The organism is Pseudomonas sp. SDT291_1_S447, from assembly GCF_054070155.1.
On the sequence record NZ_JBSVXS010000007.1, the window covers coordinates 103,022 to 122,721 of the forward strand.

The 19,700-nt window shown below is 58.4% G+C and carries 16 protein-coding genes; 9 read left to right on the plus strand and 7 right to left on the minus strand.

Annotated features, from left to right (window positions below; all coding sequences use genetic code 11):
* Nucleotides 1-362: 362 nt before the first annotated feature.
* Nucleotides 363-1,511 carry a PheS-related mystery ligase SrmL gene (gene srmL, locus ACW9IR_RS04705; protein WP_457461904.1) on the plus strand — a complete coding sequence of 383 codons (1,149 nt, stop codon included), beginning with the start codon at nt 363-365 and terminating at the stop codon, nt 1,509-1,511.
* 130 nt (nt 1,512-1,641) lie between these two features.
* Here the strand turns inward: srmL and ACW9IR_RS04710 are convergent, their stop codons facing one another.
* On the minus strand, nt 1,642-2,214 hold the full coding sequence (locus ACW9IR_RS04710; RefSeq protein ID WP_064116416.1) for a xanthine phosphoribosyltransferase: 573 nt from the start codon (nt 2,212-2,214) through the stop codon (nt 1,642-1,644).
* A gap of 59 nt (nt 2,215-2,273) precedes the next feature.
* Nucleotides 2,274-4,283, minus strand: a complete 2,010-nt coding sequence (gene rep, locus ACW9IR_RS04715) for a DNA helicase Rep (protein WP_201236314.1) — start codon at nt 4,281-4,283, stop codon at nt 2,274-2,276.
* A 262-nt stretch (nt 4,284-4,545) separates the two neighbouring features.
* Between rep and ACW9IR_RS04720 the strand changes: the two genes are divergently transcribed.
* On the plus strand, nt 4,546-6,219 hold the full coding sequence (locus tag ACW9IR_RS04720; RefSeq protein WP_457461906.1) for a putative bifunctional diguanylate cyclase/phosphodiesterase: 1,674 nt from the start codon (nt 4,546-4,548) through the stop codon (nt 6,217-6,219).
* Between the two features lie 108 nt (nt 6,220-6,327).
* Here ACW9IR_RS04720 and ACW9IR_RS04725 read toward each other — a convergent pair whose 3' ends face one another.
* On the minus strand, nt 6,328-7,728 hold the full coding sequence (locus tag ACW9IR_RS04725) for a NorM family multidrug efflux MATE transporter (protein WP_180988139.1): 1,401 nt from the start codon (nt 7,726-7,728) through the stop codon (nt 6,328-6,330).
* 153 nt (nt 7,729-7,881) lie between these two features.
* Between ACW9IR_RS04725 and ACW9IR_RS04730 the strand changes: the two genes are divergently transcribed.
* The 3 genes from ACW9IR_RS04730 (at nt 7,882) to ACW9IR_RS04740 (ending at nt 12,397) form a co-directional block, all read left to right on the plus strand.
* Nucleotides 7,882-8,802 carry a LysR substrate-binding domain-containing protein gene (locus tag ACW9IR_RS04730; RefSeq protein WP_102901442.1) on the plus strand — a complete coding sequence of 307 codons (921 nt, stop codon included), beginning with the start codon at nt 7,882-7,884 and terminating at the stop codon, nt 8,800-8,802.
* A 184-nt stretch (nt 8,803-8,986) separates the two neighbouring features.
* Nucleotides 8,987-10,963, plus strand: coding sequence for a methyl-accepting chemotaxis protein (locus tag ACW9IR_RS04735; protein WP_110718108.1), 1,977 nt, complete (start codon nt 8,987-8,989; stop codon nt 10,961-10,963).
* Between the two features lie 219 nt (nt 10,964-11,182).
* Nucleotides 11,183-12,397, plus strand: coding sequence for an aldose 1-epimerase family protein (locus tag ACW9IR_RS04740; protein WP_457461909.1), 1,215 nt, complete (start codon nt 11,183-11,185; stop codon nt 12,395-12,397).
* Here ACW9IR_RS04740 and ACW9IR_RS04745 read toward each other — a convergent pair.
* From ACW9IR_RS04745 to ACW9IR_RS04760, 4 genes are all read right to left on the minus strand, one after another.
* Nucleotides 12,394-13,887 carry a YifB family Mg chelatase-like AAA ATPase gene (locus tag ACW9IR_RS04745; protein ID WP_102901439.1) on the minus strand — a complete coding sequence of 498 codons (1,494 nt, stop codon included), beginning with the start codon at nt 13,885-13,887 and terminating at the stop codon, nt 12,394-12,396. The genes ACW9IR_RS04740 and ACW9IR_RS04745 overlap by 4 nt on opposite strands.
* 595 nt (nt 13,888-14,482) lie before the next feature.
* Complete coding sequence (locus tag ACW9IR_RS04750; RefSeq protein WP_311196972.1) at nt 14,483-15,028, minus strand: N-acetyltransferase; 546 nt, start codon at nt 15,026-15,028, stop codon at nt 14,483-14,485.
* 194 nt (nt 15,029-15,222) lie between these two features.
* Complete coding sequence (locus ACW9IR_RS04755) at nt 15,223-15,741, minus strand: BRO-N domain-containing protein (protein ID WP_457461912.1); 519 nt, start codon at nt 15,739-15,741, stop codon at nt 15,223-15,225.
* 359 nt (nt 15,742-16,100) lie between these two features.
* Nucleotides 16,101-16,361, minus strand: a complete 261-nt coding sequence (locus tag ACW9IR_RS04760; RefSeq protein WP_007920416.1) for an accessory factor UbiK family protein — start codon at nt 16,359-16,361, stop codon at nt 16,101-16,103.
* Between the two features lie 414 nt (nt 16,362-16,775).
* Between ACW9IR_RS04760 and glnK the strand changes: the two genes are divergently transcribed.
* The 4 genes from glnK (at nt 16,776) to sutA (ending at nt 19,560) form a co-directional block, all read left to right on the plus strand.
* Entirely contained in the window at nt 16,776-17,114 is a 339-nt protein-coding gene (gene glnK, locus ACW9IR_RS04765; protein ID WP_002555808.1) for a P-II family nitrogen regulator, read from the plus strand.
* A gap of 38 nt (nt 17,115-17,152) precedes the next feature.
* Nucleotides 17,153-18,490: an ammonium transporter gene (locus ACW9IR_RS04770; protein ID WP_038359173.1), complete on the plus strand. Its 1,338-nt coding sequence runs from the start codon at nt 17,153-17,155 to the stop codon at nt 18,488-18,490.
* A gap of 215 nt (nt 18,491-18,705) precedes the next feature.
* Nucleotides 18,706-19,131, plus strand: a complete 426-nt coding sequence (locus tag ACW9IR_RS04775; RefSeq protein WP_007920418.1) for a secondary thiamine-phosphate synthase enzyme YjbQ — start codon at nt 18,706-18,708, stop codon at nt 19,129-19,131.
* A 102-nt stretch (nt 19,132-19,233) separates the two neighbouring features.
* The gene (gene sutA, locus ACW9IR_RS04780) at nt 19,234-19,560 is read left to right on the plus strand and encodes a transcriptional regulator SutA (protein ID WP_007920420.1); all 327 of its coding nucleotides are present in this window, start codon (nt 19,234-19,236) and stop codon (nt 19,558-19,560) included.
* The last annotated feature ends 140 nt before the right edge of the window (nt 19,561-19,700 follow it).

Genomic DNA, 19,700 nt, shown 5'->3' on the forward strand with positions numbered 1-19,700 from the left:
CCGAAATTGTCCGGGCCAGAAGTGATTCGATTAAGATTTTCTTTTATGGTTTTTTCAGTTTGCATTTTATTGTCCTTTTGCTGATTTTGTTGTGGTCCCCCATGTTGTATGGGAGTGAGCGGATTAATGCATAAGTTTGAGATCGTGTTAAATAATTATTTTTGCTTTTTAAGAATCATTTCGTCTGTCTTGTTTTGTGAGGTGGGTGGTTCGGTTATTTAAGCGGATTGCGTCTGTAGGCTTAATCTGAAAGTTGTAAATTTAATATTTTTAAATTGTGGTGAGAGGTCTTGTCTGGTTAGGTTTTATTTATGGGCTTTGTTTTTTGGGGCTCATGCCAACCATAAATACAGGGGCGCAAAGTGCATATATCAAAGAAATACCTGACAGATGTAGCTGTCCACCAAGCCTTACTCCTCACTGACTTAACCGAAAAGAGCCACCCTGATCACGCTGTCCGACTATTACTGAATGAGGTCCTTCAGGGACTCGAAGAAAAGGGCTGGCCCCGAGCGCAGTTGCAGGTTGGGCCAAGGATTGTGTCCGCCGAAGAAAACTACGGTTTGCTGGGTTACGACCCGGCAGAAATTACCCTCGGCAGTGAGCACACACGTTGGGTTGATGAGCATTCGCTTTTGCGAACACAGACCACCAGCCAAATACCTGCGGCGCTTCAGCGGGTCGCCGAGGTTCGTCAGCCGGGACAAACCATTTTGCTGGCAGCGCCAGGCATTACCTTCAGGCGTGATAGCCGAGATCGTTGGCATTGCGCCGAGCCGCACCAAATGGACATTTGGGTATTGGGCGATCCAGAACTGGCATCCCATGAGCATTTGCTGCGTCTTGTTGGCGATATTTTGCAGTCGGCCGTTCCTGAAAAATCCTGGGTTTATAGCGATAGTCCACATCACTACACCGAGGGCGGGATTGAAGTGAATGTGTTGAATGATGGCGTGTCGGTTGAGGTTCTAGAGTGCGGGCGTATCGCAAAGTCGCTATTGCAGCGTTTGCAGATTGATCCTCTGCGCCATGGCGGGCTGGCTTTAGGGACGGGGCTGGATCGCCTGACGATGTTGCGTAAAGGCATTCCTGATATTCGTTTGTTGCGTGATCAGAATGTGCGCGTGCAGGCGCAGATGCATGATCTGGATCCTTGGACTGCGGTATCTCGTTTGCCGTCGATTGCCCGCGATATCTCGTTGGCGGTAACGCCGGGATTGAGTGAAGAGGTATTGACCGAGAGGATGTTGCAGGCGGCAGGGGATTGTTCTGGATGGATTGAGGAGATGCGAATCAAGGGGCGTTGGCAGCGTTCGGATTTACCGGCGCAAGCCATTGAGCGACTCGGAATGTTGCCGGGTCAGGAGAACGTGCTTTTGCATGTGGTGCTAAGGGATTGTTCGCGCTCGATTACTACCGGCGAGGCGAATGCCTTGTACGCGGATATTCAAGCTGCGATGCATGAAGGAGTGCCTGGGGCGGGGTACAGAATGGATTTGTCGAAGGCTTGAGACTTACCTGTGGGAGCGGGCTTGCTCGCGAAGGCGATTGGATCAGTCAAAAAATATATCGACGGACACTACGCCTTCGCGAGCAAGCTCGCTCCCACAGGTATTGCGGTGAGCTTGCGGCTTTCAGCGGTTACTCGATGAAGGTGACCACGCCACCTGTCAGCGATTTCACCCGAGCCAGCGATTCAACGCGGTAGCCCTGCGAATCCAGTTCGGCGCGGCCGCCCTGGAACGACTTCTCGATGACGATGCCCAGGCCGGCCACGGTGGCGCCGGCCTGTTTGATGATCGAGATCAGTGCTTGCGAGGCCTTACCGTTGGCCAGGAAGTCGTCGATGATCAGCACGCGGTCGCTGCTGGTCAGGTGACGCGGGGAGATGGCCACGGTGCTTTCGGTCTTTTTGGTGAACGAGTAAACGGTCGCCGACAGCAGGTTTTCCGTCAGGGTCAGGGACTGTTGCTTGCGGGCGAAGATCACCGGCACGCCGAGGTTCAGACCGGTCATGATCGCCGGGGCGATGCCCGAGGCTTCGATGGTGACGATCTTGGTGATGCCCGAATCCTTGAACAGCGTGGCGAATTCGTCGCCGATCAGCTTCATCAGGGCCGGGTCGATCTGGTGGTTCAGGAAGGCGTCGACCTTCAGGACCTGGTCGGAAAGCACAATGCCTTGTTCGCGGATTTTCTGCTGCAATGCTTCCATGAAGCTGTCCTCTTTTGGCGCTTTGTGCGCCGAAGGTCTAGTAAAAAAAGTGGTCAATTCTAGCGCTTTAACATCGCGCGTATATCAGCCAATGCGCTATTGCCGCGCACGACTTTGACTTCGGTCGGTGTGTCGTCGTTGCCTTCCCAGGCCAGATCGTCCGGCGGCAGCTCATCGAGGAAGCGGCTCGGCGCGCAGTCGATGATCTCGCCGTACTGCTTGCGCTTGGCGGCGAAGGTGAATGCCAGGGTCTGGCGCGCGCGGGTGATGCCCACGTAGGCCAGGCGGCGTTCTTCTTCGATGGTGTCGGCTTCGATGCTGGAACGGTGCGGGAGGATTTCCTCTTCCATGCCCATGATGAACACGTACGGAAATTCCAGACCCTTGGACGCGTGCAAGGTCATCATCTGCACGCCTTCGGCGCCGTCCTCTTCTTCCTGCTGACGTTCGAGCATGTCGCGCAGAACGAGTTTGCCGATGGCGTCCTCGACGGTCATTTCGCCTTCTTCGTCCTTCTCGAGGGTGTTTTTCAACGCTTCGATCAGGAACCAGACGTTGCTCATCCGATAATCGGCAGCCTTGTCGCTGGAGCTGTTGGTACGCAGCCAGTTCTCGTAGTCGATGTCCATGACCATGCTGCGCAGCGCGGAGATTGGGTCTTCGCCGGCACACTGCTCGCGCACTTTGTCCATGAAACGCTTGAAGCGCGACAGGCGATCGGTGAAACGGCTGTCCAGATGTTCGCCCAGACCGATTTCGTCGGTGGCGGCGTACATCGAGATCTTGCGTTCGGTGGCGTAGTTGCCGAGTTTTTCCAAAGTAGTCGAGCCGATTTCCCGGCGCGGCACGTTGATCACCCTCAGAAAGGCGTTGTCGTCATCCGGGTTGACGATCAGGCGGAAGTAGGCCATCAGGTCTTTCACTTCCTGGCGGCCGAAGAAGCTGTTGCCCCCGCTCAAGCGGTACGGCACCTGATGGTGCTGCAGCTTCAGCTCGATCAGCTTGGCCTGATAGTTACCGCGATAGAGGATCGCAAAATCGCTGTACGGGCGGTCGGTACGCAAGTGCAGGCTGAGGATTTCCATGGCCACGCGCTCGGCTTCGGCGTCCTCGTTGCGGCAGCGGATCACGCGGATCTCGTCGCCGTGGCCCATCTCGCTCCACAGCTGCTTTTCGAATTCGTGCGGGTTGTTCGAGATCAGCACGTTGGCGCAGCGCAGGATACGGCTCGTCGAGCGGTAGTTCTGTTCGAGCATCACCACTTTCAAGGACGGATAGTCGTCCTTGAGCAACATCAGGTTTTCCGGCCGCGCGCCGCGCCAGGCGTAGATCGACTGGTCGTCGTCACCTACCACGGTGAACTGGTTGCGCGTGCCGATGAGCATTTTCACCAGCAGGTATTGGCTGGCGTTGGTGTCCTGATATTCGTCGACCAGCAGGTAACGTACCTTGTTCTGCCACTTTTCGAGAATATCGGCGTGTTCTTCGAAGAGTTTTACCGGCAGCAGGATCAGATCGTCGAAGTCCACCGCGTTGAACGCTTTCAGCGTGCGCTGATAGTGGGTGTAGACGATGGCGGCAGTCTGTTCCTTGGGATTACGCGCGTTCTCCAGCGCCTGAGGCGGCAGGATCAGGTCGTTTTTCCAGGCGCCGATCATGTTCTTGATCTCGTCGACGCCGTCCTCGCCTGCGTATTCCTTCTGCATGATGTCGGTCATCAGCGCTTTTACATCGGTCTCGTCAAAGATCGAGAAACCGGGTTTGTAGCCCAGCCGCGCGTGTTCCTTGCGGATGATGTTGAGACCCAGGTTGTGGAAGGTGCAGACCGTCAGGCCACGCCCTTCGCCGGCCCGCAGCAGGGTGCCGACCCGCTCTTTCATCTCGCGCGCAGCCTTGTTGGTAAAGGTCATGGCGACGATGTACTGGGCGCGAATGCCGCAGTTCTGGATCAGGTGCGCGATTTTGCGCGTGATCACGCTGGTCTTGCCGGAGCCAGCACCGGCGAGCACCAATAGAGGGCCGCCGACGTAGTTCACGGCTTCTTGCTGCCGGGGATTGAGTCGGGACATACGAAAATTCGGGAGTCGTTGACGAAATGGGCCGGCATTTTAACAGGCTCAGAGAATTGTGCTGCTCTCTCCGACTTGTGACGTACCGCGCGATTCAAATTTGCCGGTTTTGTTACTTTCGCGGAGGATGCGCGGTGATTTTGCGGCTAATGTACTCATTCGTGACACAAAATAACGTTTTGATAACCGTTGTCATTTGGTCATTGAACATCGCAACGGCATAATGCCCCGCCCACATCTTTGCAGAGTCTAGGGAGCTAGCTTGTCTACGCCTGTCGAACCCTTGCGTTTGCTGCTACTGGCCGAAGAGCCAGCGTGGACAGCGTTATTGCGTGAGTGTCTGGCTCCAATGGGCAGCGCGGCGGTGCTGATCAGCGCGCCGAGCTGGGACTCGGTCAGCAGTCTGTTCGAAGACAACCGCAATGCGGTGTTGTTGACCCTTCCGGCATTGCAACCGGCACCGGGCCGTTGCAGCCTGCCGACGGTATTGCTGCTGGAACACGAGCCGGACACCGCGCCGGTTGGTGTCAGTGACTGGCTGGTATTCGATGCCCTCGACGCCGGCATGCTGCGCCGTTGCCTGCGCCATGTGCGCGAACGCGGCGTTCTCGAAAACACCCTGCAGCGCCTCGCCGAACAGGATCCGCTGACCGGCATCGCCAACCGTCAGGGCTTCCAGACCTTGCTCGCCGCGCGCCTCGCGGAAAACGACGGGCGTGGCGTGGCCCTCGGGCATCTCGATCTCGACAACTTCCGCCACGCCAACGACGCGCTGGGTCATCAGGCGGGCGATCGCTTGATCTTGCAGGTTGTCGCGCGGCTGAAAAGTCAGTTGGAGGCTGGTGATCAACTGGCGCGATTGGGCAGCGACGAATTCGCTCTGCTGATCGACACCCGTCGTGCGCCACAACGCGCCGAGTGGATGGCCGAACGCATCACCGAAGCGCTCGCCGAACCGTATTGGGTCGATGGCGAGAGCCTGCTGATCGGCTCCAGTCTTGGCATCGCCCATGCCCGTGCGCAGGGCGGCGCCGACCCGCTGATGTGGCACGCGCACATCGCCATGCAGCAGGCGAAGAGTACGCAGGGCTGCACCTTTCATATCTTCAACGAACGCATCAACCGCAATGCGCGGAGCATGGCTGATCTGGAAAGCGAGCTGCGCCGGGCTTTGCGCCGCGATGAGCTGGAGCTGCATTACCAGCCCCGTCTGAACATGCAGGATGGCCAGATTGTCGGCCTCGAAGCGTTGGTACGTTGGCGTCACAGCGAGCGCGGCCTGCTGCCGCCGAGCGAGTTCGTGCCACTGGCCGAGCAGAGTGGTTTGATCGTGCCGTTGGGTTACTGGGTGATTTCCCGGGCGCTGCGCGATATGCAGGCGCTGCGCGAACGCGGATTGCCGGCGCTGCACATGGCGATCAACCTGTCGTTCCGCCAGTTTCAGGACAGTCAGTTGTTACCGACGCTTAGTCGCTTGATTGCTGAGCGCGGTGTTGAAGCGCAGTGGCTGGAGTTTGAACTGACCGAAACCGCAGTGATGCGCCGCAGCGATCTGGTCAAGCAGACCATGGACGCCCTCGGCCGCCTCGGTGTGCGTTTCTCGCTGGATGACTTCGGCACCGGGTTTTCCTCGTTCGTGCACCTCAACAGCCTGCCGATCACCTTGCTGAAAATCGACAAGAGCTTTGTCGGTGGCATGGAGCAGCGTGAGGAGAACCGCAAACTGGTGCATGCGATGATCAATCTCGCGCACAACCTGCATCTGGAAGTGGTCGCGGAAGGGGTCGAGACGCCGGAGCAACTGGAACTGCTGCGCGGGTTTGGTTGCGATCAGGTGCAGGGTTATCTGATCAGCCGGCCGTTGCCGTTGGCGGAACTGGTTGAGTACCTGACTTACGGCTCAAGCCAACAGTCAGCCCTCGAAATCGTAAGCTGAGCACATAACCCTGTGGGAGCGAGCTTGCTCGCGAAGGCTGCGACACATTCAATATACATATGTCAGGTACACCGCTTTCGCGAGCAAGCTCGCTCCCACAGGGGAACTTCATTCAGGCTGAGGGACGTTGAAGCCCCGAGATTGCGGCTCCAGCCGAATCATCCGCTTCATCTTCCATTCAAACGCCAGCGTCAAACTCACCGCCGCACACGCCAACCCCAACGCCAGGCCCCACCAGACGCCTGTCGGCCCCCAGTTGAGGTGGAACGCCATCCACCACGCCGCCGGCGCACCGATCAGCCAATAGCAGGCGAGCCCGACCAGAAACGTGGTTTTCGCATCCTTGAGGCCACGAATGCAGCCCATGGCAATCGTCTGCGTGCCGTCGAACAACTCGAACCACGCCGCCACGGCCAGCAGGCTCACGGCCAAGCGGATCACCTCGGCAAACGCCGGATCGTTATGGTCGAGGAACAAGCCGACCAACTGATTCGGCAACAGCCAGAACACCATGGCAAACGCCAGCATCACCACCGCGCCGAACGCGATGCCGACCCGGCCCGACATGCGTGCATCCAGCAACTGACCGGCGCCGTAATGCTGGCCGATACGCATGGTGATCGCATACGACATACCGGCTGGCACCATGAACGCTACCGAAACGATCTGCAGGGCAATCTGGTGCGCGCCCATTTGCGTGCTGCCCATGGTGCCCATACACAGCGCTGCGAAGGCAAACAGCCCGACTTCCACCGCGTAGGTGCCGCCAATCGGCAGGCCGAGGCGCCACAGTTCCTTCAGGTATTGCCGATTGGGCCGCGACAGGCCCGCGCGCAACGGATAAGCGTCGTAGGCTGGATGCCGGCGAATATGCCAAGCCAGCACCAGCGCCATGCAGTTGGCGACAATCGCTGTGACCAGCCCGATCCCCATCAACCCCAGTTTCGGCAGGCCGAACATGCCGGTAATCAGCGCGTAATTGAGCAGAAAGTTAGCCACTGTGCCGCCGAGGCTGATGACCATCACCGGTGTCGCCCGGCCAATTGCGCTGGTGAAGCCGCGCAGGGCCATGAAGCTCAGGTAGCCGGGCAGGGCGAAGGGCAGGGCGATCAGGAATTGCCCGGCAGCGTTGACGTTGGTTTCGGTCTGGCCGAACAGCAGCAACACCGGTTTCAGATTCCACAGCAATAATCCGGCACCCAGCGCCATTAGCCACGCCAGCCACAACCCTGCTTGGGTCAGGCGTGCAGCGCCCAGAATGTCGCCTGCGCCCTGACGGATCGCCACCAGCGTGCCGACGGCTGCGATCACGCCGATGCAGAAGATCGACACGAACGAATAGCTCGCCGCGCCCAGACCGCCGCCGGCCAGTGCTTCGGGGCTGATGCGCGCCATCATCAGGGTGTCGGTCAGCACCATCAACATGTGCGCCAACTGTGAAGCAATCAACGGCCCGGACAGCCGCAGAATGGCCCAGAGTTCGGTACGCACAGGATGCTGCATGGTCATCACCACTCGATTTTCAGAGGGAACAGGAGATCGAGGATTCTCGGCGCTTGGCAGGCTTTGCACAAAGGGATAAAAAGGATGGGTGGCATGATTAAAACTCATCTTGAGCAAATTCTTTCACGTCGGCTGCATCCCGCTGTAGGAGCTTTCTGCATGTCTCGTCGTCTTCCTCCCTTGTATGCCCTGCGCGCATTTGAAGCAGCGGCGCGACACAGTTCGTTCACCCGGGCTGCCGAGGAACTGTCGATTACCCAGAGTGCAGTGAGTCGGCATATTCGCACCCTGGAAGATCACTTCGCCTGTCGGCTGTTTCATCGCAGCGGGCGCAATCTGCAGTTGACTGAAGCGGCGCGTTTACTGTTGCCGGGAATCCGCGAAGGGTTTGGGGCGCTTGAGCGGGCCTGTAATACCTTGCGCGCCGAGGACGACATCTTGCGCATGAAGGCCCCGTCGACCCTGACCATGCGCTGGCTGTTGGCGCGGCTCAGTCGCTTCCGCCATTTGCAACCGGGCAACGAAGTGCAACTGACCAGCGCCTGGATGGATGTGGATTCGGTGGACTTCAACGATGAGCCGTTCGACTGCGCAGTGCTGTTGAGTGACGGGCATTTTCCGCCGGACTGGGAGGCCAGCCTGCTGTTTCCTGAAGAGCTTATTCCAGTGGGGGCGCCGAACCTGCTGAATGATCAACCGTGGGATCTGGCTCGGCTGGCCTGCACCGAATTACTTCACCCGACGCCGGATCGTCGCGATTGGCGCAGTTGGCTGGAACATATGGGGTTGTCTGAGCAGGTGTCACTCAAAGGCGGGCAGGTGTTCGATACGCTGGAGTTGGGCATGATCGCGGCGGCTCGCGGTTACGGGGTGTCGATGGGCGATCTGCTGATGGTCGCCGAAGATGTGGCGCAAGGACGACTGAGCCTGCCATGGCCGACGGCCGTCGCCAGCGGACTGAATTATTACCTGGTGTGGCCAAAAACCCGTCCGGGCGGTGAACGTTTGCGCCGTCTCAGTGACTTCCTGCAAGGCGAAGTCCGCGCCATGGAGCTGCCGGCGGTTGAGCGCTTGAGCTGAAACGTTCGAGCCGCCACAATGGCGGCCTTGCGCCATACCCACGTTGCGCGCTCAAGTATTCGGTTTTGCCGCCGACTATGAGCAAGTGGAACCGTCGTGCCGGTATCCACGATTCACCCCCACTATTAGAAAATTATCCGAGTCGAGATCAAGGAGGATCCCGTGGCTCGGCCAGGAGCTGTCCATGTCTCAACCTCGCGCTCGGATCGCCTCGCAGCTGGGCCTCGCGCTCGCTGTGATACTGGCGATAGTTATCAGTGGCAGTACGGTGTTCGCCCTGCGTTCGCTGGATTCGGCCAACCTCGCCACCCGTGAAGAGCATCTGGCCAGTGAGGCGCGGCTGCTGGCCGACCAACTGAGCACCTTTCACGGCACGCTGCGTGAAAGTACCCAGCGCCTGAGCGGGCTATTCGAGAAGCGCTTCAGCGCGGGTCTGAGCATTCACCCGAGTGAACCGGTGACAGTCGCCGGCACCCAGACCCCGGGCTTGCACCTGGGCAGCGAAGTCTTGAACAACAACTTCAAGGAAGTCGACGAGTTCAAGCAGATGACCGCCGGCGTCGCCACGCTGTTCGTGCGCAGCGGCGAAGACTTCGTACGGGTCAGCACCTCGCTGACCAAGCAGGATGGCACTCGCGCCATTGGCACCTTGCTCGACCACGCGCACCCGGCCTACGCGAAGCTGATGGCAGGACAAAGCTACGTCGGTCGTGCCTTGTTGTTCGAGCGCTCCTACATGACCCAATACACCCCGGTGCGCGATGGCAGCGGCAAGGTGATTGCGGTGCTGTTCGTTGGTTTCGATTACACCGACGCGCAGAACGCTCAGTTCGATAACCTCAAGCGTTTCCGCATCGGTCAGACCGGCTCGCTGGCGCTGCTCGACGAGCAGAGCAAATGGCTGGTCGCGCCAGCCGGTGTGCAGGCGCTGGATCAGTCGATTCCAGTGATCACTGGTCTGGCCAAGACGCCGGGCAAAGGTCAGTTCTGGGCTGACAAATCCGAGGATTTCTACAGCGTTGCCGTACCGTTCGACGGCGGGCCGTGGTCGGTGGTGGCGAGCATGCCGAAAGCCGAAATCCGTGCAGTGACCTGGAGCGTCGGTACGCAACTGGCCATTGGTAGTCTGTTGGCGATGTTGTTGGCGGTCGGTTCGGTGGTCTGGCTGCTGCGTAGCAAGCTCGCACCATTGAGTGATCTGGTGCGTCAGGCCGAGGCCTTGGGCGCCGGTGATCTGAGCGTGCGCCTGAACGTATCGAGCAACGATGAAATCGGTCAGTTGTCTCGTGCGTTCAACCAGATGAGCCAGGCACTGTCGACCATGGTTGAGCATATCCGCCGCTCTTCGGAAGAGGTCAACAGCCGTGCCCAGGCCCTGTCCGGTTTGTCCGGCGGTGCCTATGAAGGCATGGAGCAGCAGTCCGGCGAAATCACTAGCATGGCGGGTGCGGTGGAAGAGTTCAGCGCGACCTCGCTGAACATTGCCGACAACATGGGCGCAACCCAGCGTCTGGCACAGGAAAATGCCCAGCAAACCCAGATTGGCCGCAGCTCGATGGAAGAAGCGTCGTCCTCGCTGGAGCAAATCGCTGGCGCCCTGAACAGCACCGCCACCGTGATCAACACCCTCGGTCAGCGTTCGCAGGAAATCGGCGGCATCGTTGGCGTGATTACTTCGATTGCTGAACAGACCAATTTGCTTGCGCTCAACGCTGCAATCGAGGCGGCCCGCGCCGGCGAACAAGGTCGCGGCTTTGCCGTGGTAGCTGATGAAGTGCGCAGCCTGGCCTCGCGTACTCGTCAGGCGACGGATGAAATTTCCAGCATGATTCACAGCATCCAGCAGGAAACCGGCAACGCGATCAGCACCATGGAGCAGGGCAATGTGCTGATGCAGGAAGGCTTGTCGCGCAACGCCAATGTCGCCTCGGCGCTGGCGCGTATTGACGAGCAGAGCCGTTCGGCGGGGCAGCAGTTTGCCGCGATTACCACGGCGACTCAGGAGCAGAGCAGCACCGCGACGTTGTTGAGCAGTAATTTGCAGAGCATTGCGTTGGCCAACAGTGAGCAGCGTGAGGTTGTGTCGAACCTGGCTGTTACGGCTAAAGAGCTGGAGAAACTGGCGGCGGATTTGCGTTCCGAGGTTGATCGCTTCCGTTGATGGATAGCTGAAATCGCTATCGCGAGCAGGCTCACTCCTACAGGTGTATCGGTTGGTCGCAATGTTTGTGATCACTGAAGATCCCTGTAGGAGTGAGCCTGCTCGCGATCGCCTCACTGCCAATCTTGGATAAAACACTCGAACTCTTGATCTTTCATACTTGCTGAAACGTTTCCGCAGCGCTATAAAAATGGCACAACTCCAATAAAGGCTGCTGCCATGACCCCGCTCAAACTCGCCGTCGCCCTCGGCGCTTTCACTGCTGCTTCCCACGCCATGGCCTGGGATTACGTCCTTCTCGATACCAACAAGCCCGCGCAAAACTGGAGCATCACCAGTGAACAGCTCGGGGTGAAAACCGACAAACCCTTCTCCGTAAGCCTGCGTACGTTGCACGGTGGGCGGCAGGAAGGCGTCAGCATTGTTGATATCGATAACGGCACGATGAAACTCTCGGTGGTGCCAACCCGAGGCATGAATGTCTTGCAAGCCTCTGTCGGCAATGTGCGCATGGGGTGGGATTCGCCGGTCAAGGACGTGGTCAACCCGTCCTTTATCGAGCTCAACGGACGCGGTGGGCTGGGTTGGCTGGAAGGCTTCAATGAGCTGGTCGCCCGCTGCGGTTACGAATGGGTCGGCCATCCCGGCATGGACAATGGCGAACTGCTGACCCTGCACGGACGCGCCGCCAACATTCCGGCCAGTACCGTCACGCTGCACATCGACGAAAAGCCACCGTACGCCATCAGTCTGCGCGGCGAGCTGAAAGAGCAAGCCTTCAAGAAAGTCGATTTCTCGGTGGTCACGGAACTGGTCACCGAGCCCGGCAGCGTGCGGTTCGCCCTCAACGATACGCTGACCAACAACGGCGATTATCCGAAGGAATACCAGGCGCTGTATCACAGCAACTTCAGTACGCCGTTCCTCGAGCAAGGCGCACGATTTGCCGCTCCGGTGAAACAGGTGTCGCCGTTCAACGACAAGGCCAAGGGTGATTTGCCAGACTGGCAGACCTACCGCGCACCGACCAAGGACTACGACGAAACCGTCTACAACGTCGTGCCCTATGCCGACGCCAAAGGCAAAACCCTGACTGTTCTGCATAACAAGGCCGGCAGCCTCGGTGTTTCTGTTGGCTTCAATACCCAGCAGTTGCCGGTGTTTTCCCTGTGGAAAAACACTGACACCCGAGGGCAGGGCTATGTCACGGGGCTGGAACCTGGCACCAGTTTTTCTTACAACCGCCGCTATCAGCGTCCGCTGAATCTGGTGCCGACCATTGCACCGAAAGAACACAAACAGTTCCAGATCAGCTACAGCCTGCTCGCGGACAAAGGTGCTGTGGATAAGGCCTTGAAGCGTGTGACCGAGATTCAGGCGGGGCGCGACACCGAAGTGCGGCAGACGCCGCTGGTTGATCTGACCGAGCATTAAGGCGTCGCCGGCCGATATTGCAGCGCCTCGGCCAAGTGTTCGCGTTTGATTGCATCGACTTGCTCAAGGTCTGCCAGAGTGCGGGCGACCTTGAGTAGCCGGTGTGCTGAGCGCAGCGATAACGTCAGCCGTTCACACGCTGATTCCAGCCATTTCTCATCGGCTGTGGATAACTTGCAGTGTTTTTTCAGTCCTGGCAGATCGAGAAACGCGTTGGCGCAGCCTTGACGCTTTTGCTGTTGCTCGCGTGCCTCGGCCACCAATGCTGCGGCGCTGGCGCTGTCTTCTCCCGGCTTTACCTGCGGGTTCAACGCCGTCGCTTCTCGCGCCACTGTCAGGTGCAAGTCGATCCGATCCAGCAACGGTCCCGACAGCTTGTTGCGATAGCGCTGCACCATGTCCGGCGTGCACGAACACTTGCCGCTCGGCTCGCCAAGATATCCACAGGGACAGGGATTCATCGCCGCCACCAGTTGAAAGCGTGCCGGAAAGCGCACGCGATCCTTGGCACGGGCAATCACGATATGCCCGGACTCCAGCGGCTCGCGCAGCACCTCCAGCACCTTGCGATCAAACTCCGGCAACTCATCGAGAAACAGCACGCCGTGGTGGGCGAGGGTAATCTCGCCGGGTTGCGGTTTTGAGCTGCCCCCGACCAGTGCCGGGCCGGATGCGGAATGGTGCGGCTGGCGAAACGGCCGCTGTGGCCAATGGGTCAACGGCACGCCGCTGGCGACAGATTGAATCGCCGCAACCTCCAGCGCTTCACTCTCGGCCAGCGGCGGCAACAGTCCCGGTAATCGGCTGGCCAGCAATGTCTTACCCGTTCCCGGCGGCCCACTGAACAGCAGGTTATGGGCACCCGCAGCAGCAATCAGCAATGCCCGTTTCGCCGCCACTTGCCCCTGCACTTCATTCAAGTCGGGATAAGGTTTGCTGGCATGCATCAGCCCGTCAGACACATACGGCTCAACCGGTGTATGCCCATTGAAATGTGCCACCGCCTCCAGCAGATGATCCACCGCAAACACCTTCAGTCCAGAGGCCAGACACGCCTCCTCGGCATTCGCCCGCGGCACCACCAGCGCACGACCCGCCTTGCGCGCGGCCAACGCTGCCGGCAAAACCCCGCGCACCGCCCTTACTGCGCCGGACAATGCCAACTCTCCCAGACATTCCACATCATCCAGCGTCAGACACGGTACCTGCACGCTCGCCGACAGAATCCCCAAGGCAATCGCCAGATCAAACCGCCCGCCATCTTTGGGCAGATCCGCCGGCGCCAGGTTCAAGGTGATCCGCCGCGCCGGAAACTGCAGCCCGGAATTGATGATCGCGCTGCGCACCCGATCCTTGCTCTCCTTCACAGCCGCCTCGGGCAGCCCGACCATGGTCAGCGACGGCAGACCGTTGGCCAGATGGACTTCGACGGTGACAGCGGGGGCTTCCACGCCAATCTGGGCGCGACTGTGGACGATGGAGAGGGACATGGTCGTTCCTTGAGCTGAATCGGGGAGCCGCTTCCTGCGGGTTTTTGAAGGGTAGTTGAGCCGGGTTTCAGTGCTGAAATAGAGGTTTACAAGACGTATCAAGACCCGATGGGCTGTCACTGCTTGCCTGAATTGGAGCGTTGACTCTCGCCCGGCATTGACGGATCATCCCGTTCGAGGACTGCAACTGCGCATTCGTCGGGACTGGGCACCAGCAAAAGCTCCCCCGCATTTTTGGCAGCAGAGAAAGCTGGTTTCTCTGAAGTAGTGACGACGGGCTAGCTCGTCGGATTCTGAACCCAAGGCTGCAAAGCCAGGAGCTAAAGAATCGCTGCGACTACTCCTCCAAACACAAAAAGGCGTCCTATGGACGCCTTTTTATTTTTGACTCAGGATCTTCTACCGGCCAGCGGGCCGCTTGGCTCAAGCTCTGGCCCACATGTAACAGCAACTTCAATAAATCGCCGTTGGTTGGCTGACATATCCCCAGCCAACCGGAGTGCTTCGAGATGTAATTCAACAATCTGAAGAAGCTTTGCCTTTCGCTTTTTTGGGCTCATACGCACCTCGTGCGATTGGGTTGTTGATTTCGATGTTATTGACCGTCCACAGAAATGACAAGCCGGTTGGTCTGGTCGAATTCGAACCCCAGTTTCCGGTAGTAAAAAACAACATTCGGATCAGGATCCTGAATCTCGATTTCTTTGCATCCTAGCGCTCGCGCATAGTGATCTGCGACAAGCAGAGCAATCGGCGCGATCCTGCCGCGAAGCGGGTGCGCCCTATCCGGATGCCCTTCCAACAGAACAATCTTTAAGCAGATAGAGCTTGCGCGCGGGGTCGCATAGCACATGCCGCAAAGAATCTGTTTGTACCATATCGCCAAATCCAGACCTTTCGCATCTTTACTTTTCCAGTCTGCAACGTCATCCCAAGGGAAAATTGTTGGCCCCTCCCAGAGTAAGTATTGCTTTATCGCTGCTGGGGTAATTGGCTCAAACTTGACCGCTGCTGCATCAATATTTGGGATTCTCGGGGCAATGTCCTTGAGAAAGAATTTGTAGGCGATCTTTCGCGAGTTTGATCTGAATGTCTGGTCACGAAGATCCGTAGCTTTGCCTTTTCTTCTCATTGTTTTCATCTGTTTGGATCTGGTCGCAGAAGATAGCCAGCAGAGAGGGGGCAGCGAAATCAGACGTGGGGGACGCGTTTTGTAGGACGTTACTTCTGTGAGTGGAGGATTTCGGAGTAGGGGGTGGAGATAACGAAGACACAAAAAAGGTCATTTCAGTGGTATCGCTGAAATGACCTTTGGTGAGGTTGCAGCGCAAAAATTCAGATCAATTGCAGAGCCTTTTTCCACCATGAGTTCACAACCGTGCGGTTTACCAGCTCTCGCTCCGTCACCATGTGTGGCACATCTTGTAACCGAATCCACGGCTGGTTATTCCAGTGCAACAAACTCAACGTCATGTCCGGCCAACTGAGCAAGCTGAGGTGTGGACGTTCGCTTGTGGTGGGGTGTTGGGCGTCGCGCAGGGTGGGGATGACCTGGTGGGTGAGCCATTCGCGCAGCGCTCGGTATTCGGGGCAGTAGTGGTAGACGAGGAGAGCGTAGATGCCGGATTCGCTGATCAGCAGGGCGTTTTCGATCTGGTTGTGGATCAAGGTTTTGCGGGTTTGGTATTGGTCGGGGTCGAGTTTTCGCAGCATGCGTTCGTTGAGGTAGATGTGCAGCAGGCGACTCAGGTCTCGGGCGCAGAACCAGGGTTGGTTCTGGATGAGGAGGGCGTGGAGGGGGAGTTTGTGGCGGGTAAAGATGTGCGGGGTCAGATAAGTCTCTTCTTGATTCATTGAGCAGTTCCTCTTGCTTAAGGGGCTGCCCTCAATCGTCGCCAAACGATTGGGTGGCAGTTGTACGCGGGTTGGCGAACCGGAGCAAAAGGAACCCGGCAGACCCGAAGGTCTCCCACGCACAACCGCCATGAAACGATGTGACGGTAAATGTAGCCGCCATCATGGTTGTCGTGCGCCTTAAGCTGTTCGGGTCGCCAAACCCGGTGCTGAACTTTCAGCATCGGGTGAGGTTAGAAACCTGGGCTTTTCGGCGCAATCGGACGGCGGTGGTGCAGGTTGTAGGACGTTGCCGGGATGGTTGAAGGGCTGGAGATCAAAAGATCGCAGCCTTCGGCAGATCCTACAGGGGGCGCGGATTATTCAGCGGGCGGTGTCAGCTTGGCTTCCATCTCGGCGACTTTGGCTTCGAGACTCTCAAGTCGAGCGCGAGTACGCGCCAACACAACCATCTGACTATCAAACTCCTCACGGCTGACAAGATCGAGTTTGCTGAAGGCACTCTGCAGCAGCATCTTGAACTGGCTTTCGATTTCGGCTTTCGGCAGCGGGGTGTCGCCGCTGAACAGGCGGGAGGCGGTGCCGCTCAGGGCGTCGAGGAAGTCTTTGGGCGCGAGCATGGTGGATGTCCTGGAAACAATGGCCGGCAGTGTATCACGCAGTGTCTATAGTCAATCTCGTGGTCAGGGATGCACGCTTTTCGCGCAGGCGGACGGATGGCGACGCACCGTTGTTGTGCGTATCCGGATGGCGTTTTGCACGGGATGGCTTGCGGCAGCGGCCAAGGGATTGAAATCAGGGGATTTTGGCGAGATGGCAAGGTTTCTGCTTAGTCACCTTCGACCCATGCACTGATGCAGTCGCTGTGACGAATGCAGTGCGGCAGACGGAGCGGGGAGTTTCGTCGGCAGCGGTTAGCTGGCGTCAGTCGGGCAGGTAAGGCCGACGATGCGTTACAAAGCCAGGCACTGCGCTTAGACTTGAGTCGGGTTTGTTTTCCTGGGGCAAGTCCACCAATTCGGGAGAGAGTTTTCATGAAGCTAGTCACTGCCATCATCAAGCCGTTCAAGTTGGACGACGTGCGCGAGTCGCTGTCCGAAATCGGCGTGCAGGGCATTACCGTTACTGAAGTCAAAGGCTTCGGCCGGCAGAAGGGTCACACCGAGCTGTATCGCGGCGCGGAATATGTGGTCGATTTTCTGCCCAAGGTGAAAATCGACGTGGCCATCGACGACAAGGATCTGGATCGGGTTATCGAGGCGATAACCAAGGCGGCCAACACCGGCAAGATCGGTGACGGCAAGATCTTCGTGGTCAATCTGGAACAGGCGATCCGCATCCGTACCGGCGAAACCGATACCGACGCGATCTAAGCGCCGCCACAAACCCCAACGCCCCAGGAGAAAACAATATGACTCTGCGTAAATTCGCAGGGCTAGGAGCCCTGTTGTCCATCGTAATGCCAAGCCTTGCAATGGCGGCAGACGAAGTGGCGGCCCCAGTCCTCAATTCCGGCGACACTGCCTGGATGCTGACCTCAACGGCACTTGTGCTGTTCATGACCATCCCGGGCCTCGCGCTGTTCTACGGCGGCATGGTTCGCTCGAAAAACATTCTTTCCGTGATGATGCAGTGCTTCGCCATTACCGGTCTGATCAGCATCCTGTGGGTCATTTATGGCTACAGCATTGCGTTCGACACCACCGGCATGGAGCAGGGCGTCGTCAACTTCAACTCGTTCTTCGGCGGCATGGGCAAGGCGTTCCTCGCCGGTGTCACGCCTTCGAGCCTGACCGGCCCAGCGGCTTTGTTCCCTGAGGCGGTGTTCATCACCTTCCAGATGACTTTCGCGATCATCACCCCGGCGCTGATCGTCGGTGCGTTCGCCGAGCGGATGAAGTTCTCCGCGATGCTGATCTTCATGGCTATCTGGTTCACCCTGGTTTATGCACCGATCGCGCACATGGTCTGGTCCGGCAACGGCGGCCTGATGTGGGACTGGGGCGTACTCGACTTCGCGGGCGGCACCGTGGTGCACATCAACGCCGGTGTCGCCGGTCTGATTGCCTGCCTGGTGTTGGGCAAGCGCAAAGGCTTCCCGACCACCCCGATGGCCCCGCACAACCTCGGTTACACCCTGATGGGCGCGGCGATGCTGTGGGTCGGCTGGTTCGGCTTCAACGCCGGTTCCGCTGCGGCGGCCAACGGCACCGCCGGTATGGCGATGCTGGTCACTCAGATTGCCACCGCTGCTGCGGCACTGGGCTGGATGTTTGCCGAGTGGGTCACCCACGGCAAGCCAAGCGCACTGGGTATCGCATCGGGTGTGGTTGCCGGTCTGGTAGCGATTACTCCAGCTGCCGGCACCGTAGGCCCGATGGGCGCACTGGTGATCGGTCTGGCTGCAGGCGTGGTGTGCTTCTTCTGCGCCACCACCCTGAAACGCAAACTCGGTTATGACGATTCCCTGGATGCCTTCGGCGTACACGGTATCGGCGGTATCCTCGGCGCGATCCTCACCGGTGTGTTCGCTGCGCCGGCGCTGGGTGGCTTCGGCACCGTCACCGACATCGGTGCGCAAGTCTGGATTCAAGTCAAAGGCGTGGGCTTCACGGTGATCTACACCGCGATCGTCACCTTCATCATCCTCAAGGTCCTGGACGCCGTCATGGGTCTGCGTGTGACCGAGGAAGAAGAGTCGGTTGGCCTCGATCTGGCACAACACAACGAACGCGGCTACAACCTGTAAGTACGCGCATTAAAAAACTTGCCCGGTTCGCCGGGCATTTTTTTGTCTGGAATTTGTCGCAGAGAGAACAGCTGAAAGGATTTTTCGTACGGCTTTGGTCGTGTTTACGACGAGCGTTTTTCTGCGGCCAATGGCTTACATCATTGCAGGAATATTAGGGCCTTTGTTTTTTCCCAGAGCGCGCTAGAATGCGCCCCGAACGTGCGGAGAACTGTATGTGGCAACAGACTCTGATAACCCTGCGGGCTCGGCCCCGGGGCTTTCATCTGGTAACGGACGAGTTACTCGCGGGGCTGCCTGAACTCAGGGAGTGCCGGGTCGGTCTGTTGCATTTGTGGCTGCAGCATACCTCGGCGTCGTTGACCATCAACGAGAACGCCGATCCGGCGGTACGTCGCGACTTCGAACGATTTTTCAATCGTCTGATCCCACAAGGAACAGACGGCTATGAGCATAACGACGAAGGCCTGGACGACCTCCCGGCGCACTTCAAGGCCAGCGTGCTTGGTTGCCAGATCAGTCTGCCGGTTTCGGCAGGTCGCCTGGCACTGGGGACCTGGCAAGGCGTTTATCTGGGCGAGCACCGTGATCATGGCGGTGCCCGAAAAGTCCTCGCCACCTTGCACGGTGAAGGGGCATAAACCGTTGGTCACCAATGGTTACTGATTTTTTAACGGCGACTTTCGACAGTTGCCAAAGCTGGTCTATAACTAATCTGCTTTTCGCAAGTCATGAGGTAGAACATGAGCGACGATGATCTGGAAAACGACGACCTCGAAGTAGGCGACGAAGACGAGGCCGAGGAAGGCTTGGAAGCAGCAGCGGAAGACGTTGCTGACGACGATGGTGGCGACGATACGCCGGCTCCGGCTGCCAAAGGCAAAGCCAAGGCTGCGGTGTCGGTTGATGAGTTGCCGAGCATTGAAGCCAAGAACAAGGAGCGCGACGCCCTGGCCAAGGCCATGGAAGAGTTCCTGTCGCGCGGCGGAAAAGTGCAGGAAGTGGAGGCCAATGTGGTCGCCGATCCTCCGAAGAAGCCGGACAACAAGTACGGCAGCCGCCCTATCTGAGGCGTGCCGCTGTCTTGCTGAAAAGCCCGCCGTCGCTGCGGGCTTTTTCATGCCTGGAATTCCGCACGCGCCACTATCCCCCTGTAGGAGTGAGCCTGCTCGCGATAGCGGTGTGTCAGATACATCTACGTTGATTGACA

Excerpts from the sequence above, each read along its gene's own strand:
- ACW9IR_RS04710 (WP_064116416.1), bottom strand. The coding sequence starts at position 2,214 with ATGGAAGCATTGCAGCAGAAAATCCGCGAACAAGGCATTGTGCTTTCC.
- rep (WP_201236314.1), bottom strand. The coding sequence starts at position 4,283 with ATGTCCCGACTCAATCCCCGGCAGCAAGAAGCCGTGAACTACGTCGGC.
- ACW9IR_RS04725 (WP_180988139.1), bottom strand. The coding sequence starts at position 7,728 with ATGACCATGCAGCATCCTGTGCGTACCGAACTCTGGGCCATTCTGCGG.
- ACW9IR_RS04730 (WP_102901442.1), top strand. The coding sequence starts at position 7,882 with ATGTCTCGTCGTCTTCCTCCCTTGTATGCCCTGCGCGCATTTGAAGCA.
- ACW9IR_RS04735 (WP_110718108.1), top strand. The coding sequence starts at position 8,987 with ATGTCTCAACCTCGCGCTCGGATCGCCTCGCAGCTGGGCCTCGCGCTC.
- ACW9IR_RS04740 (WP_457461909.1), top strand. The coding sequence starts at position 11,183 with ATGACCCCGCTCAAACTCGCCGTCGCCCTCGGCGCTTTCACTGCTGCT.
- ACW9IR_RS04745 (WP_102901439.1), bottom strand. The coding sequence starts at position 13,887 with ATGTCCCTCTCCATCGTCCACAGTCGCGCCCAGATTGGCGTGGAAGCC.
- ACW9IR_RS04750 (WP_311196972.1), bottom strand. The coding sequence starts at position 15,028 with ATGAAAACAATGAGAAGAAAAGGCAAAGCTACGGATCTTCGTGACCAG.
- ACW9IR_RS04755 (WP_457461912.1), bottom strand. The coding sequence starts at position 15,741 with ATGAATCAAGAAGAGACTTATCTGACCCCGCACATCTTTACCCGCCAC.
- ACW9IR_RS04760 (WP_007920416.1), bottom strand. The coding sequence starts at position 16,361 with ATGCTCGCGCCCAAAGACTTCCTCGACGCCCTGAGCGGCACCGCCTCC.
- glnK (WP_002555808.1), top strand. The coding sequence starts at position 16,776 with ATGAAGCTAGTCACTGCCATCATCAAGCCGTTCAAGTTGGACGACGTG.
- ACW9IR_RS04770 (WP_038359173.1), top strand. The coding sequence starts at position 17,153 with ATGACTCTGCGTAAATTCGCAGGGCTAGGAGCCCTGTTGTCCATCGTA.
- ACW9IR_RS04775 (WP_007920418.1), top strand. The coding sequence starts at position 18,706 with ATGTGGCAACAGACTCTGATAACCCTGCGGGCTCGGCCCCGGGGCTTT.
- sutA (WP_007920420.1), top strand. The coding sequence starts at position 19,234 with ATGAGCGACGATGATCTGGAAAACGACGACCTCGAAGTAGGCGACGAA.